We start from the raw sequence: 14,750 nt of genomic DNA, 5'->3' as shown, positions 1-14,750 counted from the left end.
GACCGCGACCCTGCGTACCTAAGATGCGAGGAGGAGAAGTGATGAAAGAGAATCAGGGCATTACTCTGATGTCCGGCTCTGCTCAAGGAGGAAAGGTGAGCCGCCGTGGGTTCCTGAAAGGGTCGGCCTTGGCGGGCCTGTCGCTGGGGGTTGCTGGCGCGGGCTTGGTGGGTTGCGCCCCTAAGCAGCAGGCAGCCGACGAGCTGGCCGAGACGGGCGAAGGCGATGTTTCCGCCATTGGCTATCAATATGAGGCAGAGACTGCCGAGGGCGAATGGCATCACAGCGCTTGCTCGCGCAATTGCTTCGACACCTGCATGATTATGAGCAAGGTCGTCGATGGGCGCCTCGTGCAGGTGTGTGGAGATAAGGGCAACCCCTATACAGCCGGCGGTTTATGCGTGAAGACTCAGAACTACGTCGATTACGTTTATCGCGAGGACCGCATTCTCTATCCCATGAAGCGTACGGGCAAGAAGGGCCCGGGTTGCACCTTCGAGCGCATCGATTGGGACGAGGCCATTCAGGCCATCACTGATACTTGGAAGCAGATTATTGCCGAAAACGGTGGCGAAGCTATCACTTGGTTCCGCTATCAGGGCAATCAGGGCGCTATTCATCGCCGCTGCCTTGAGCCTCTCTTCTTTAAGATGGGCGCCACCTATCACGAAGCGAGCATGTGCAACAACGGGTATGTGTTCTCGCTTCCCTATACGACGGGGTCTATTACCGTGATGAGGGCTGAGGATATTGCTAGCAAGGATCTGTACATTTCTTGGGCGCACAACCCCTCCGCGGGCAGCTTGCACACCATGAAATTCATCAAAGACATGCACAAGGCCGGGGGCAAGATTGCCGTGGTGAATCCAGTGCGTGTTCCGGAATGCGAGTGGGCTGATCTGCACGTGCAGTTGAAGCCTGGTACCGACGGCGCTTTTGCGCTCGGCGTAGCCAAGTACCTTATGGATGCTGGCAAAATTGATGAGCAGTTCATCGCAGAGTGGTCCATCGGTTATGAGGACTACGCCAAGTCTGCCGCGGAGTGGACGGCCGACAAGGTAGCTTCCGAATGTGGTATTCCTGCTGAGCAGGTTGGCCAGTTTGCCGAGCTTTTGTGGGAGAACCGAGAGAGCGCTTGCCTGAAGACGGGCCTGCAGTTGGGGCGTCGCAACAACGGCGGTATGAGCCATATCTCCATTAAGCTGCTCACTGGTCTTATCGGTCACCCTGAGTGCTACTTCAACATGACGAGCTCGGGCGGGTACGGGGTGAATACGGCGGCAAATCTGGAGATGTTCACCGAGACCGTCCCCTCAGAATCCTCCGATGCCTCCACCATTCGCAACTACTCCTCGCCGGCACTCGGTAAGGTGCTGACGGGTGTGAACTATGGCGAGGGCCATGATTTTGCCACGAATCCTATTCGCTCCATTATGATCTTCGGCGGCAACCCCATGGTTTCCAACCCGAATCAGAACCTGGTGCGCGAGGGCCTCGAGCGTGAGGATTTGTTCACGGTGGTGCACGATATCTTTGTGACGCCGACGGTGGAATACGCCGACATTGTGCTGCCGGCTCCGACCTTCTTCGAGTATGAGGAGTTCAACGGCGGTTACGGCCATAATTATGATTGCTTCAACGAGAAGGTTATCGAGCCTCTGGGCGAGTGCAAGGACAATTTGGAGCTGTGCAACTTGCTCGGCCAGGCCATGGGCTATGACGATGCGGTGTTCAGCCGCACCTATGACGACATGCGGGCTCTTTTCCTCGATGGCAAGGACTATACCTACGATGATCTGGTGAAAAACGGCTGGTATGATGTGGCCCCCAAGACCTGGGAGGCGCAGTTGAAGGAGGGCTTCGATACCCCCTCCAAGAAGTTCCAGTTCGCCTGTGATGAGCTTAAGGCTGATCACGGCACGCGTACGGTGATTTACACGCCGGATCCTGAGAGCGAGACGCAGGCTCCCGAGCTGTTCGCCAAGTATCCGCTTGCGTTGGTGAGCCCCAGTGCAAAGGAGTTCCTGAACGGCGTGTTCGGCAACATGGAAGACAACAACCTGCTGTTCGGCGAGAGTTATGTGTACCTGAATGAGGCCGATGCTCAGGCTCGCGGCATCAGCGATGGCGACGAGGTTACTGTTTACAACGATCGTGGCTCGCTGAGTCGCAAGGCGCGCGTCATGGAGGGGGTTATGGCGCCCGGCACCGCCTGCACGTACAAAAGCACCTGGTCGACGGTGACTGGCGTGGAGAACGTCAACTGCGTAACCACCGATTCCCAAGCTGATTTCGGCCGTGGTGTCGCCTTCCAGAGTTGCCTCGTTGAGATCGCCAAGGCCTAAGCGCCTGTTTGTGGAAAGGATACTGAAATGACCCAGATGGGATTTCTTCTTGACCAGAAGTACTGCATCGGTTGCCAGACTTGCCAAGCTGCGTGCCGTGCGCGTCACGGCTTGACCCCCGGCATCTACCCACGTCAAGCATCCAGCTCGCAGATTGAGCTGAAGGGTCCGTACATTTCCCTGGCCTGCAACCACTGCAACAATCCGGCTTGCGTTGATGTGTGCCCTACAGGCGCGGTGCATAAGCGCGAGGATGGCATCGTGGTGCACGACCCCGAGGTATGCATCGGTTGCTATTCCTGCGCGAAGGCCTGCCCCTACGGTGCTCCTCAGGAGAACGATTTGAACGATCGCATGGTGAAGTGCGATATGTGCGCCGCCCGCCTAGACAAGGGTGAGAATCCGGCTTGTGTGGACGCTTGCCCGGTGAAAGTGCTTGCCGTGGGCACCATTGAGGATCTGGAAGCCCAGGGCGGCGTGGCCGAAGGCGTCGGATTCACCGTTGAGGCGACCGACCCCAATATGCGCTTTATCCCCATTGCTTAAGAAGTTTGGAGGGAGGCCGGCCATGAGAGAGTTTGCGGCTATGGACGCCAGTGGGCGCGCGGAGTATGCACAGTGGCGATCAGCGCTCTACGGGCTGGCTTCCCAGTCCTTTCTCCAGGAGCCGTCCGACGAGAAATTGTCCGAGAGCATTCGCGCCGCCCGAAGCGCACTGGATGCAGGTGAGGGCTGGAGTCTGGATTGCGAGCATGCGTTGCTGGTCCATCTTGCCTCGCTCGACTCGGAGGACAGCTCTTTGGGAACGCGGGTGCGGAGTGAGTATGCCGAGCTCTTCGTCGGCCCGCGCCCTCCTTTGGCACCGCTATACGAGTCGCTCTATCGAGGCTCTCCGCGCCGACTGCTTACCGAGACAACCAAGCAGGTGCGCGACGAATATGAGTGCTGCGGTCTTGCTGTGGCGCGACGCAACCAGGTGCCCGACGATCATATAGGCTATGAGCTGGAGTTCATGGCTGAGCTGGCCCAGCGCGAATCTGAGGCTGTCGAGACAGGTGACGCCGACACAGCAGAACGCTGGCATCGGGCCCAAGCTGGTTTTCTTGCAAGGCACCTGGGGCGTTGGGTTGAGGCCTTCAGCGAGCGTGTGGGTGAGGCGCCGGGGAGCTATTACCGGGGCTGGGCCGCGTTCGTGCGCGACTTTGTTGCCGAGGACAGCGCTTGGCTTTCGGAAGGCTCTGGTGAATAATGGTTTCGCCAACCTTGAGGGGCGCCGCTCGTCAGGTGTTCGGGGCGCTGGTCTTGCTTGCGGCACTGCTGGCGTTCGGGCTTATGACTCGGCCGGCAGCCCAGGCGCTTCCGTGGGTTTTTGGGTTTCATGCCGTCTTGGTGGCGCCGCTCTCTGCCTTCGCGCTCACTTTCAGCTTGCGGAAGGGTTTGCTCTTTTCCGTAGTGGTAGCGGCGATTGCCCTGTTCTCGCTGCTACTTTTCTTGATGAGCCCTGTCATGGGGGCGTCCTCCCTCGCTCCCATGGCGGTGGCCAGCGTGGCCTATGGAGCTTTGCGCAAGTCCTCGGAACGGGCCGCCCTCGTTGTGGGCGGCGTCTACGGTGCGCTTTTCTATCCTTGTACGATAGCGAGCTCGCTTGCGCTGGGAGCATTGCCTGTTGTGGTGGTGCAGGACTCGGCCCTCGTTGTTTTGACGGCAATGCTTCTCGGCGCCGTTTTGGCGGTCCTTGGTGCCGTTTTGGCGACGAGTTCCGCCGATAAGAAGTAAGGAGACTTGCTCAACATGGATATTCTTGTCGCTCTTGGCTTAGCCATAGCGCTTATCCTTGCGCTTCGTACGCCGCTGGTTCGGATTCCCGGCGTATTCTACGTCATGACAGTCGCGATTGACCTGCTGTTTCTATCGGGCGCTTTGGAGGATATCTCTCCCGATTTTTACCGTGAGCTGCTGCCTTTTTTGCGGCGATGCATCTTTCCCTATGCGCTGTTCGTAGTAGTGATGTACATTGGGGTGCTTCCGGAGAGCTCTCGTCTTCGCCAGTATCTTAATCCGGTGCGAGGTTCGCTATCTATCGTGGCGACTCTCTTGGTGCTGTGCCATGTGGTGAGCTATCTGGGCGTTTATGCTGGTGTTGCTCTGGGAGGGTTCAGCACGGCGGCGAGTTCGACGACTGTGGCACTGGCGATGGCGCTGCTGCTATGTGCGATTCTTGGCGTGCTCACCGTCACCTCGTTTGGTCTGATTCGCTGTCGTATGCAGGGAAAAACCTGGCGGGCCATTCAGAAGCTTTCCTACCCGTTTTTTGCGCTCGTGACCGTCCATGCGGTAGTGCTGCTTCTGCCGGCAAGTATGACGGGAGGAGCTGCGGCTTTTTCGGTCTCTTTGTATAGTGGCGTGTTCCTGCTCTATGTTATTTTGCGGCTTGCTCGGTGGGCGAGAACGCGTTGTGGTCTTGGGGTTCAGGGAGCGCTGCAAGCGGAATGCTCGGTCTCGCCGGATTTAGAGCTGGAGCTTGTCTGATGTAGCTCTCGTTATCGGGAATACTATGAGGGATTTTCGGGAACGTATAGCGAGGCACCCGGGGGATTACCGCATAAAGGTCTCGGCCTCTTCTAGATCGGTAATGAGCGCGCTGGCTTCTTCGGGGGTCGGCGGTTTTTCGGCTGCGCGTTGGGTTCGCTTCTTCTCGGCACGCAGGGGCAGGTATTCGCTGATGACGATGCCGACGAAGATGAGGGCGAAGCCGGCGAACAGCGAGGGGGTGAGCACCTCGCCGAGCAGGGCGATGGAGAACACTACGCCGAAGACACACTCGGTGGAGAGGAAGAGCGACGCCTGGGCCGGATTGACCCGCGCTACGGCGGCATTCTGCAGGCCGAGGGCGATGCACGAGGCGAAGACCGTCAAGTAGGCGAGGCTTACCCAGGTGTCGGGCGAGAGGCTTGTGAAGTTCGGGGTGGGCTCGGTAACGGCGCCGACAATGAAGCCGAGGATGCCGGCTGCCACGAACTGGATGACCGTGAGCACCGTCATGGAGCGGCCGGGGGCGAACTTCGCCGTGTACAGCACGTGCAGGCTGAGGAAGAGCGCCGAGAGCAGTGTGACGAGGTCGCCGAAGCGCAGTGAGAACGCGCCGGCGCCGGTATAGGCGACACAGGCGACGCCGCCGATGCAGGCGAGTGCTGCCACGATATTGAACCGCGTGGGCTTCTTCCGAATGATGAACCAGCTGAGAAAGGGGATGATGACCACGTACAGCGTGGTAAGAAACGAGCTGTTGGAAGCGGTGGTGTCGGTGAGCCCCGAGGAGTTCGCCCAGTAGGAGAGGAAGAGCAGCACGCCGAGCACGGCGCCGTCGCGCAGGTGGCCCGCGCCGTCGGCAGCCAGACAGTTGTGCAACTTACGGATGCTGACGAGGCCCAGGATGATGCCCGCACCCGTGAAGCGCACGCCCACGAGCCATGAAGGCGGGAACTCGTCTACCGTGGATTTGATGACGACTGTGCCCATGCCCCAAATGGCCGCCGCAACGAGCAGCGCCGCTTTGTAGGCCCACGAGGGCAGTCCGCTTTGTCTGAGCTGTGAAAACATGGCGCCGAGCATGATAGCACGACAAGTCGTTTTTGTTTTTTGGCCAAAAAGGACCTCGAGTGCGCTCTTGGGGGCGCCTAAAGCTCTGAATTTTGCTTCGCAGATTGCCAAAATGCCGTTTTTGCACGTTTTGATGGGAGGAATGTGGCAATTTTACATCTTGGCGAGCTCACTCGAGGCATGTTTTGGCCATTTTTCTGGATCGACTTCACGGCTTCGCCCTGGAAAACGCTGCAATGTGCAGGAATTGTGCTCATTGGCCCGGGTGATGAAGTTTTCCTTGCAATCGGCTGAGAGAGGCGTAGCATATACCCTTGCCTTTTGAGGCAACCCATTGCGGGGTGGAGCAGTCTGGTCAGCTCGTCGGGCTCATAACCCGAAGGTCGTCGGTTCAAATCCGGCCCCCGCGACCAAGAAACACCAGGCCAGCCACTTATAAGTGTGCTGGCCTTTTCTCTTTCTTCGGGCAAAGTGGCTGGAAAGTGGCTGGATTCAGACTCCTACCAATGGGCGCGGCTTCAAAAGAATGACTATCTCATTCTGAGGAGCGTCCCATGGGCGATATCGAGATCTACGAATCACCCGATGGTGATATCCGCCTGAACGCTCAGCTTGAAGACGAGACGGTTTGGTTGACGCAGGCGCAAATCGTCCAGTTGTTTGGCATGAGCAGTCAGGAAATCACCAAACATCTAGGTAATATATTTGAGGAAGAGGAGCTGGATCCTGCCGCAACTTGTTCCAAAATGGAACAAGTTCGCCAAGAGGGAAGTCGCCAGGTCAAGCGCTTGGCCAATGTCTACAATCTCGATGCAGTGATTCCGGTAGGGTATCGGGTAAGCTCGCGCAAGGCAACTCATTTTCGTCAATGGGCTACACGGGTTCTGAAGGAGCACGCCGTTAAAGGATTCGCGCTCGATGATCGCCGCCTCAAAGATGGTCGCAGTCGTTACTTCCGCGAGCTGCTTCAGCGTGTTCGCGATATCCGCTCCAGCGAGCGCAACCTCTATCAGCAAGTGACGGGCATTTACGTCGCGGCTTGAAAGCGATTTCGACCGTGCCATCAAGCAGCTAGAGGGGTAGTACTTCACCACGGCTAGGTTTACGCTGGCGAGCAGGCTGGGGATGCTGCGCACGGCCGAGCGGTTTCATTCCTTGGCGCGGTCGGGCAGCTCCTCCCACGGTACCAGGCAGGGGCTGTATTTGGCTTTCTCTTGACCCCCCCCCTCGTTTGATACTCTAGCTAAATCGATCACTTTAGATGGTCGAAATGCAAGATAGTCATTCGAGGAAAGAGGTAGACAATGATTACGATTACGACCGAGGATCTGCAGGAGATGTATGGTGCGATTGGTCAGGATACTGCAGGTGCTCACTTGTGTTCTTGTGCATGCAATTGTTCGTGCCATTGCCGCTGTGGTCGTCTCTATCCGGAAGAGCCTAAAGACCAGAATTGGATTGATTAATCGTCGATTGCAAACGGAAGGCCCTTCTGTATATGGAAAAGATCTCAAGGTTTACTCATGCGTTCGATTTGGGTGAATGCGTTGCGCTGTGGCACTCTTTAAGAATGCAGCCTGTGTTTCTTGACAGAGAGGTCTATGAGCGATTTCTGCGGGGAGAATGCTCAAGTGTCCTCAGGGACGAACTGATGCGCACAAAGATACTCACTGCGAAAGAGGGCGAAGACGAGGAGATCTTAGCGCGAATCAGGGGGAATGTACCCGAGCCTGATGTTAGACTCGGGTATTTTATTCTGAGCGAAAGCTGCAACCTTGCCTGCAGATATTGTTTTGTAGGTAGTGATGTCTGCGGGTGCGGCAGCTCGTCAACGAAGAATATGACAAGAGAGATCGCCGAAAAAGCCATAGATGTTTTTGCGCGCCAGCTCGAACTTTCCTCGACGAACTATGAAGAAGAGCAGTCAGATATTATCTTCTTCGGTGGTGAGCCGCTACTTCAATTTGATGTTCTCGTTCATGTTGTTGAGCGGGTTAGGGAGCTTGCGAGAAAAAGGCCCGTTCTCTCTAACACACAGTTTGCCGTTATTACTAATGGAACGCTTCTCAACGAACAGCGGATTCTAAAGCTTCATGATCTAGGTGTGGCCGTTAGCATCTCCATCGACGGTTTCACCGCAGAAGCCAATGATATGAGAGTCGATAAGGCAGGGCGGCCGACCTACACTCGGGTCATCGAAGTTTTGGAGATGTATAACGCGCTTGATGTTCCCGCACCTTCTCTCTCGGTTACACTTTCCGAAAAGACGATTGATGACTTACCTCATATGCTCGAATTGGTGAGAAAGTATCGAGTAAAGGGTTTTGGCTATAACGTTTTGCTTGCCAAGGGCGATGAGGAAAAGTCTGACGCCTACTATCAAAAAGCGTCACAGTTCATAATCGATTCGTTCGTGGCTTTACGTGGCGATGGGGTTTACGAGGACAGGATCATGCGTAAGCTCAATGCTTTTGCATCAGCTAGGATTCATTTTTCGGATTGCGGGGCGACTTCTGGTGGTCAAATTCTTTTTGCGCCAGACGGGAGAATTGGCATTTGCCAGGGATTGATGGCTGAAAGCGAAAACTATGTGGCCGATATCTGGGATGAGACTTTTAACGCCAACCGACATCCTTTCTGGGAAAAGTGGGCAGCGTTGGTGCCCCTCAACGAAGAGAGTTGCCTGGATTGCGTGGCGCTCGGAATATGCGGAGGAGGCTGTCCAGTTAACGCAAGGACGGCCAGCCCTGAAAAGGGACTTCATTGTGTAGACAGTCGATCGTGCATTCATGCTAAGAAAACGCTGGAGTTCCTCGTCAAAGATCTTTATAAGATTGCCGCTCTGAAAGAGCATTCAAGATAGCTACTGATAGAGGCGAGGGCGGGCGCGAGGAACTACAGTCCTTGCGCCCGTTCTGGCATAGCGCAGCAAACTCCCACGACCATCCTTCTGGATGAGGCTGACTTGCGGATGAGCTCCTCGTAGTTTACCAATGCGTTCTATTTGCTGGCCGAAGGAGGCAGGTCTCAGCTCGCGGGTGCGGTGAAGCTGCGATTGCTGAAGGTTAACGGCTGGCCCGCATCTGCACGCTGGAGAAGTACGACATCGAGAACGCGCTGGAGTCGTCGTGACCTTATTTTGAGCGCTCGACCATTCCTGTATATGACTGCGCCGAGCTCTTCGCCTATCTTGAAGACATCCGCGGCCTTGTCTGCGAGGAGGCTGCTACAGCGTGTTTTTGCGGTAGGCGTTGATGGCGGCGAGGGTTGCATCGGCGAAGTGCTGGATAGCGCCCACTTGAACCCAGCGGCCGTCTTCCCGATAGCGCAGGGAGAGATCCTTGTCGCGGCCAATGCGTAAGTGCCCGATGGAGAGGGTCACGTTGCCAGGGATTTCCCGAGTGTCGATATGAGTGCTGACGCCCGGGCCACCTAAAGCCCAGGCGGCAAGACCGGCATCTATTTTCGAGGGCGTGCTGGGGTGCCGGTGGCGCCTCGGCTTTAGCTTCGGTCGAAGAAGGGGCTTTTGGAGCTGATGCTCACGGGGATGGCGTACACCTGCCCTACTCCCTCCCCGAGCAGGCCCAGGCGGGCGGCGGCGGTGCCGGCGGAGAACATGATGCGGGTGTCCACCCCGTACAGCTGGGCGCGGGATACGGCGGCGCCGAGGGCGATGCCCACATCGACGGCGTTAATCTCGCAAGGGGCTTCCGCGGGCTTCTGACCGCACGTGGGAAAGCCGCAGTAGCCGCAGTTCAGGCCCTGCGGCTTGCTGCGCGTTCCTACGAGCACGACGCAGTGGCTGCGCCGCACGCAGCCGGCATCGCGCAGGAAGAACTGGTGCCCGCGCTCCTGGCCGATGGCTTCCATGGCGCACGCGAGTTCCTCCATGGTGTCGCCGTCCACCACGGCGCATTCCACTACGTCGACGCCCTTGCCCTTCGGCGCTGTGCGCGCCGCTACCAGCATCTTCTGGGCAATGTCCAGCGCCTGGGCCTCTCGAATGGCGCGCTCGTCGTAGATCATGGGGTGCCTCGCCTCTCTCGATGGGATGGTGGGCCTCATGATACCGCGACGATGGCCGCGAGGGGAGTTAGTCGCGCTTACAGTTGGGCTTGCGGTCGCCGTGTCCGCGCTTGCCGTCGCACTTCCGCCCATGCTTGTGACTGTGGCCGTGCTTGTGGCCGCAGCAGCCGTGGTGCTTGCCAGGCTTGCGGTCGGAGTTGCCCTTCACGGCGATGGTGCGGTAGTCCACGCCGAGCCCCTTGCAGGTGTCGATCACCTTGCCGCACAGCTTCAGCAGGCAGGCACGCTCCTCGTCGGAGAGGCCCGCGAGCACCTCCTCGGCCGCACGGTCCTCGGCGGCCAGGCGCTTCTCGATTACCAAGACGCCCTTGTCGGTGAGCTTCACCGATAGCTTGCCCTTCTTGCTGGTGGTGAAGGCGACATAACCGTTGGCCTGGGCTTTCTCGGCCACGTCGATGACCTCGCGGCCGCTCCAGCCGAGCACCTCCTCCAGCTTCGCGAGCGACAGCTTGCCGTCGCCGAACTTGTAGAGCACCTTCACCAGGGCGCCCTGGCCCTCTTTGAAGCTGCGGGGGCCGCACTTGTGCATGGCCAGCTTACTGTAGTTGGCCGCTGTCTTCAGTTGATGCAGAACGAGTGTCGATTCAGCCATGGGATCCTTCTTTCATCAGGGAATTTACCGCACCCGGTGGATGCGGGGCTTGTGGAACTCCCCCATCATAGGGGCCGCGTTCCGTTTTTGGCGCCATGCGAGAGCCGATTTTTACCGACCCGTTTTCTGATGAACGCACAAGCGCTCGCGCGGCGCGTCGTTCCCCGCCCCAGGGGGCATCCCCTGCGGTTTCAGGGGCCGAACGGGGCTTCTCGATCTGTGATCGGCGTGAAAACGCCCGCACTGGCGCAGGGTGGTTTACAATAAGCGCCGTGAAAAACAGGTTCTCTGGGAAAGAAGGCTCTACCGTGCCGGCACGAACGATGGCTCCTCGCAGTTGCGCATCCGCGCAGCCGGTCGGGGAAGCATCCGGACGCGCAACGTCGCCCGCGCTTATCACGCGCCGCGCGTTCGTGGGGGCGAGCGCCGTGGCGCTGTCGGCCCTGCTCGCCGGATGCGGCTCGGAGAGCTCCAACGTGGCCGCTCGGCAGATCGCCGAGGTGCCGTGCCCCTACAACTGGGACAACCTCATCTGGGATGGCGGCCGTCCCGTGTACTACGAGAACGACGAGCTGCGGTCGCAGTGGGGCGTGGACGTGTCCGAGCACCAGCGCGAAGTCGACTGGAACGCGGTGGCTGGCGCCGGCGCGCAGTTCGCCTTCGTGCGCATCGGCAACCGCGGCGCCACCGAGGGCAAGCTGGGAGTGGACGAGTACTTCCTCGCCAACGCCCTGGGCGCTCAGGCAGCGGGCATTCCCGTGAGCGCGTATTTCTTCTCCCAGTCCATCGACGAGGAAGAGGCTCGCGAGGAGGCCGCCTTCGCCATCGAGCAGCTGCGCGAGGCCGAGCACGAGGGCGTCTCCTTCCACATGGTGGCCTACGACCACGAGCCGGTGGACATCGACGGAGCCCGCGCCAACGACCTGCCGCCCGAGCAGTTCTCCGCCAACGCCCGGGCGTTCTGCGAGCGCATTGCGAAGGCCGGGTTCTCGCCGATGATCTACGGCAACCAGCAAGACCTGCTGCGCCTGTCGGTGGAGGAGCGCGCGGAGTACCCGTTGTGGCTCGCCGAGTACGGCATCGACGATCCGACGGTCACCTTCAACTTCGCCATCTGGCAGTACACCAACAAGGGCACCGTCCCCGGAATCTCCACCGACGCCGACCTGAACATCTGGTTCCAAACCTCCTAGCCGCGCCGCTATAATGGAACGCCGCCGCACCGGCCGCCCGTCGGCCCGCGGCGCCCAGCGTCCCCCTTTGCAAGACTCGAAAGGCTGCCCATGAACATCAACAAGGCCATTCTGCATGTGTTCGACTTCGTGTCCTGCGTGAACGTGTTCGCGCAGACCGAGATGGACTTGGGCAACAAGACCGCCAAGCGCTACGTGACGAGCCAGGCCAAGCGCGCCGTGGGAAATATGGATAGCAAGCGCGGCACCTTCGCCGAGAACAGCCTGTTCGCCGAGGAGCTGCGCGCCTACTTCCGCGGCGAGCGCGACTTCGTGGACCTGTCGAAGCAGATCGGCGAGTTCATGGTGGGCGAGTTGTCGCGCATGGAGAAGACGCCCTCCTGCGACTTGCTCGTTATCGACTTCGAGGGCGACCTGGACCAGACGGTGCGCGAGATGACCGACGAGGAGGCTGAGGCCGCCTTCAAGGGGCGCGGCACGCGGTACTTTGCCATCATCCTGCTGGAGAGCCGCCAGGCCTACATGCACGAGGTGGGCAGCAACGACTTCGGCGACACCGCCACCACCATTGCGCGCCACCACGCCATTCTGCCGAACCCGTCGCAGAAGGTGGCGTCGTTCGCGCTGATCGACGCCGACGCGATGGCCGTGTGGTTCTGCGACAAGGAGCGCGAGATTGCCGGCGAGAAGCGCTGGATCATTCCCGACGGGCTGCTGCAGTGCTCCATGGAGGCTTCCAGCAAGGAAGTGCTCGAGGCCGTGACCACCGTGGTGGAGGAGGTGGCCGAGGAGTACGGCGCCAACACTGCCGTGGCGCTCTCCAAGGCGAAGGCCTACGTGGCCGAGAACGCCGAGGAGTCCGATGAGGTGGACGCGCGCCAGCTCGCGCGCGAGGTGTTCGCCGACGAGCCGGTGTGCCAGGAGCGGTTCGATAGGGCCGTGGACGCCGGCGCGCTGCCCGAGCGCGTGGTAGTGGAGAAGGCGGTGGCCAAGAAGGTGACGCGCAACCACAAGATCCGCACCGACACGGGCATCGAGCTCACCTTCCCCGCCGAGTACGGCGAGAACCCCGAGTTCATCGAGTTCTTCAGCACGCCGGACGGGCGCATCGAGATCGCCCTGAAGAACATCGGCGCCATCGAGAACCGCTAGGGAAAGCGGGGTCGCCGCCGGCCTGCTTCGCGGCGGCGCTCGGCGCTCGGATTGTTTTGCGCGATGGCGGCCCGGGGTCTGCGAAGGGCCTTAGCGGCGCAGGTTGCCGAAAAGCCCGCGCATGAGCTGGCGGCCGGCCTCGCGGCCGATCTGGCCGATGACCGAGTTCACCGTTTTCGCCATCTGCTCACGCTGCTTCTGCTCGGCCTTGGCGGCGCGCTCCGCCTCGCGTTCGGCCTCCCGGGCAGCCCGAGTCGCCTCCTTCTCGGCGAGCGCCGCCTCGCGGGCTGCTTCCTTCTCGGCCGCCTTCGCCGCCGCATCGGCCTGGCGCTGGGCTTCCTTTTGGGCCTTGGCCTCCGCGACGGCCTTCTCCTTCTCGAAGGCGGCGCGCTCGGCTTCCAAGGCGGCTTTCTCCTGCGCCAGGGCGTCGGCCTCGGCGGCTTCGGCCCGCTCGGCGTTGATGAGCTCGTAGGCGCTCTCGCGGTCGATGGCGGTCCCGTACTTCTCCATGAGCGGGGCTGCCTCGGCGCGTACTGCCTCCAGCGTCGCGGGCGAGGCGGCGGCCATGAGGCATTCCGGCGGCAGCACCTTCGCCCGTTCCACCACCGAGGGTTGCCCCTCCTCGTTCAGGAACGACACGAGCGCCTCGCCGGTGCCCACTTCCAGAAGCGCCTGCTCGGCATCGAAGGCCGGGTTCTCGCGGAAGGCCTGGGCGGCGGCACGCACCGCCTTCTGCTCGGCGGGGGTGTAGGCGCGCAGCCCGTGCTGGATGCGGTTGGAAAGTTGGGCGAGCACCTCGTCGGGGATGTCGGAGGGCGACTGGCTGATGAAGTAGAGCCCCACGCCCTTCGAGCGGATGAGCTTCACCGTCTGCACGATCTTGTCGGTCAGCTCGCGGGGCATGTTGTTGAACAGAAGGTGTGCCTCGTCGAAAAAGAACACGAACTTCGGCTTGGCGGCATCGCCCACCTCGGGCAGCGTCTCGTACAGCTCGCTGAGCATCCACAGCAGGAACATGGCGTAGATGCGCGGGCTGGCCATGAGCCGCGCGGCGGCCAGCACGTTCACGACGCCCTGGCCATCGTCGGTGCAGGCGAGCCAGTCGGCCAGATCGAGCGCCGGCTCGCCGAAGAAGAGGGTGCCACCCTCGTCCTCCAGCGTGAGCAGCGCCCGCTGGATGGCGCCGATGGACTGGCTGGACACGCGCCCGTAGGCGGCTTCCACCTCCTTGGCGTGGTCGGCCAGGTAGGTGAGCATGGCGCGCAGGTCCTTCAGGTCGATAATGAGCATGCCGTTGTCGTCGGCCACGCGGAAGGCGATAGACAGCACCCCGGCCTGCACGTCGGTGAGGTCGAGCAGCTGGGCCAGAAGGTCGGGGTCCATGTCCGACACGGTGATGCGCACAGGGATGCCGCCGTCGCCGAGCATATCCCACAGGCGGGTGGGGCAGCCTTGGGGCTGCCAGGCCTCGGCGCCGAGCGAGGCGGCGCGCTCGCGCAGCTCGGGCGTGTCGTCGGCGGCTTGGGCGATGCCGGTGACGTCGCCTTTCACATCGGCCATGAACACCGGCACCCCGGCGCGCGAGAATCCCTCGGCCAGCACCTTCAGGGTGACCGTCTTGCCCGTGCCTGAGGCGCCGGCGATGAGTCCGTGGCGATTCGCCTGGTCAAGCAGCAGATAGCAGGGGTTCTCGCCCTGGGCTACCTTGACGCGATCGTTTTCCAGCATGGGAGCCTCGCTTTCGTGGGCAATCGGAGTCATGCCGCCATGCTACGCCTGCTC

The 14,750-nt window shown here is 60.3% G+C and carries 14 protein-coding genes and 1 tRNA gene; 10 read left to right on the top strand and 5 right to left on the bottom strand.

From position 1 onward, the window contains the following. Window positions 1-41: 41 nt before the first annotated feature. The 5 genes from Q5064_RS02295 to Q5064_RS02275 are packed head-to-tail and all read left to right on the top strand — an operon-like array spanning window position 42 to window position 4,874. Complete coding sequence (locus Q5064_RS02295) at window positions 42-2,345, top strand: molybdopterin-dependent oxidoreductase (RefSeq protein WP_302961939.1); 2,304 nt, start codon at window positions 42-44, stop codon at window positions 2,343-2,345. Between the two features lie 27 nt (window positions 2,346-2,372). Then, window positions 2,373-2,891 (top strand): 4Fe-4S dicluster domain-containing protein, encoded by a 519-nt coding sequence (locus Q5064_RS02290; protein ID WP_302961937.1) that lies wholly within the window; start codon window positions 2,373-2,375, stop codon window positions 2,889-2,891. Window positions 2,892-2,913: 22 nt separating this feature from the next. Next, a complete protein-coding gene (locus tag Q5064_RS02285) occupies window positions 2,914-3,594 on the top strand; it encodes a molecular chaperone (protein ID WP_302961936.1) in 681 nt (226 codons plus the stop codon). Further along, window positions 3,594-4,121: a hypothetical protein gene (locus Q5064_RS02280; RefSeq protein ID WP_302961934.1), complete on the top strand. Its 528-nt coding sequence runs from the start codon at window positions 3,594-3,596 to the stop codon at window positions 4,119-4,121. Before Q5064_RS02285 ends, Q5064_RS02280 begins: the two co-directional genes overlap by 1 nt. 15 nt (window positions 4,122-4,136) lie before the next feature. After that, window positions 4,137-4,874 carry a ferric reductase-like transmembrane domain-containing protein gene (locus Q5064_RS02275; protein WP_302961932.1) on the top strand — a complete coding sequence of 246 codons (738 nt, stop codon included), beginning with the start codon at window positions 4,137-4,139 and terminating at the stop codon, window positions 4,872-4,874. Between the two features lie 66 nt (window positions 4,875-4,940). On the opposite strand, the gene Q5064_RS02270 is transcribed toward Q5064_RS02275, so the two are convergent. Next, entirely contained in the window at window positions 4,941-5,945 is a 1,005-nt protein-coding gene (locus Q5064_RS02270; RefSeq protein ID WP_302961931.1) for a DMT family transporter, read from the bottom strand. 335 nt (window positions 5,946-6,280) lie between these two features. On the opposite strand from Q5064_RS02270, the gene Q5064_RS02265 reads away from it, so the two are divergent. The 3 genes from Q5064_RS02265 to Q5064_RS02255 all read left to right on the top strand — a co-directional run bounded on the left by Q5064_RS02265 (window position 6,281) and on the right by Q5064_RS02255 (window position 8,808). Beyond that, window positions 6,281-6,358, top strand: a tRNA-Met gene (locus tag Q5064_RS02265). A gap of 141 nt (window positions 6,359-6,499) precedes the next feature. Next, the gene (gene rhuM / locus Q5064_RS02260) at window positions 6,500-6,988 is read left to right on the top strand and encodes a virulence RhuM family protein (protein ID WP_302961929.1); all 489 of its coding nucleotides are present in this window, start codon (window positions 6,500-6,502) and stop codon (window positions 6,986-6,988) included. A 455-nt stretch (window positions 6,989-7,443) separates the two neighbouring features. After that, a complete protein-coding gene (locus tag Q5064_RS02255; protein WP_302961928.1) occupies window positions 7,444-8,808 on the top strand; it encodes a FibroRumin system radical SAM peptide maturase in 1,365 nt (454 codons plus the stop codon). 363 nt (window positions 8,809-9,171) lie between these two features. Here the strand turns inward: Q5064_RS02255 and Q5064_RS02250 are convergent, their stop codons facing one another. The 3 genes from Q5064_RS02250 to Q5064_RS02240 form a co-directional block, all read right to left on the bottom strand. Then, window positions 9,172-9,327, bottom strand: coding sequence for a hypothetical protein (locus Q5064_RS02250; RefSeq protein ID WP_302961926.1), 156 nt, complete (start codon window positions 9,325-9,327; stop codon window positions 9,172-9,174). 119 nt (window positions 9,328-9,446) lie between these two features. Further along, entirely contained in the window at window positions 9,447-9,971 is a 525-nt protein-coding gene (locus Q5064_RS02245; protein WP_302961925.1) for a ferredoxin domain-containing protein, read from the bottom strand. Between the two features lie 67 nt (window positions 9,972-10,038). Then, entirely contained in the window at window positions 10,039-10,623 is a 585-nt protein-coding gene (locus tag Q5064_RS02240) for a MarR family transcriptional regulator (protein WP_302961923.1), read from the bottom strand. Between the two features lie 428 nt (window positions 10,624-11,051). On the opposite strand from Q5064_RS02240, the gene Q5064_RS02235 reads away from it, so the two are divergent. Together Q5064_RS02235 and Q5064_RS02230 are read left to right on the top strand one after the other, a co-directional pair. Next, entirely contained in the window at window positions 11,052-11,816 is a 765-nt protein-coding gene (locus Q5064_RS02235; protein WP_302961922.1) for a GH25 family lysozyme, read from the top strand. Between the two features lie 90 nt (window positions 11,817-11,906). Then, complete coding sequence (locus tag Q5064_RS02230; protein ID WP_302961921.1) at window positions 11,907-12,968, top strand: nucleoid-associated protein; 1,062 nt, start codon at window positions 11,907-11,909, stop codon at window positions 12,966-12,968. A 90-nt stretch (window positions 12,969-13,058) separates the two neighbouring features. On the opposite strand, the gene Q5064_RS02225 is transcribed toward Q5064_RS02230, so the two are convergent. Continuing rightward, window positions 13,059-14,696, bottom strand: a complete 1,638-nt coding sequence (locus Q5064_RS02225) for a helicase HerA-like domain-containing protein (RefSeq protein WP_302961919.1) — start codon at window positions 14,694-14,696, stop codon at window positions 13,059-13,061. Window positions 14,697-14,750: the final 54 nt, after the last annotated feature.

The sequence above is a fragment of the uncultured Adlercreutzia sp. genome, assembly GCF_958431955.1.
In the GTDB taxonomy this organism is placed as follows: Bacteria; Actinomycetota; Coriobacteriia; order Coriobacteriales; family Eggerthellaceae; genus Adlercreutzia.
Note: the sequence above shows the minus strand (reverse complement) of the source record. Positions and strands in the feature narration are given on the sequence as shown.

What these genes read in the sequence shown, in the direction of transcription:
- Q5064_RS02230 (WP_302961921.1), top strand. Translation starts at nt 11,907, where the DNA reads ATGAACATCAACAAGGCCATTCTGCATGTGTTCGACTTCGTGTCCTGC.
- Q5064_RS02290 (WP_302961937.1), top strand. Translation starts at nt 2,373, where the DNA reads ATGACCCAGATGGGATTTCTTCTTGACCAGAAGTACTGCATCGGTTGC.
- Q5064_RS02225 (WP_302961919.1), bottom strand. Translation starts at nt 14,696, where the DNA reads ATGCTGGAAAACGATCGCGTCAAGGTAGCCCAGGGCGAGAACCCCTGC.
- Q5064_RS02275 (WP_302961932.1), top strand. Translation starts at nt 4,137, where the DNA reads ATGGATATTCTTGTCGCTCTTGGCTTAGCCATAGCGCTTATCCTTGCG.
- Q5064_RS02285 (WP_302961936.1), top strand. Translation starts at nt 2,914, where the DNA reads ATGAGAGAGTTTGCGGCTATGGACGCCAGTGGGCGCGCGGAGTATGCA.
- Q5064_RS02255 (WP_302961928.1), top strand. Translation starts at nt 7,444, where the DNA reads ATGGAAAAGATCTCAAGGTTTACTCATGCGTTCGATTTGGGTGAATGC.
- rhuM (WP_302961929.1), top strand. Translation starts at nt 6,500, where the DNA reads ATGGGCGATATCGAGATCTACGAATCACCCGATGGTGATATCCGCCTG.
- Q5064_RS02270 (WP_302961931.1), bottom strand. Translation starts at nt 5,945, where the DNA reads ATGTTTTCACAGCTCAGACAAAGCGGACTGCCCTCGTGGGCCTACAAA.
- Q5064_RS02295 (WP_302961939.1), top strand. Translation starts at nt 42, where the DNA reads ATGAAAGAGAATCAGGGCATTACTCTGATGTCCGGCTCTGCTCAAGGA.
- Q5064_RS02240 (WP_302961923.1), bottom strand. Translation starts at nt 10,623, where the DNA reads ATGGCTGAATCGACACTCGTTCTGCATCAACTGAAGACAGCGGCCAAC.
- Q5064_RS02280 (WP_302961934.1), top strand. Translation starts at nt 3,594, where the DNA reads ATGGTTTCGCCAACCTTGAGGGGCGCCGCTCGTCAGGTGTTCGGGGCG.
- Q5064_RS02245 (WP_302961925.1), bottom strand. Translation starts at nt 9,971, where the DNA reads ATGATCTACGACGAGCGCGCCATTCGAGAGGCCCAGGCGCTGGACATT.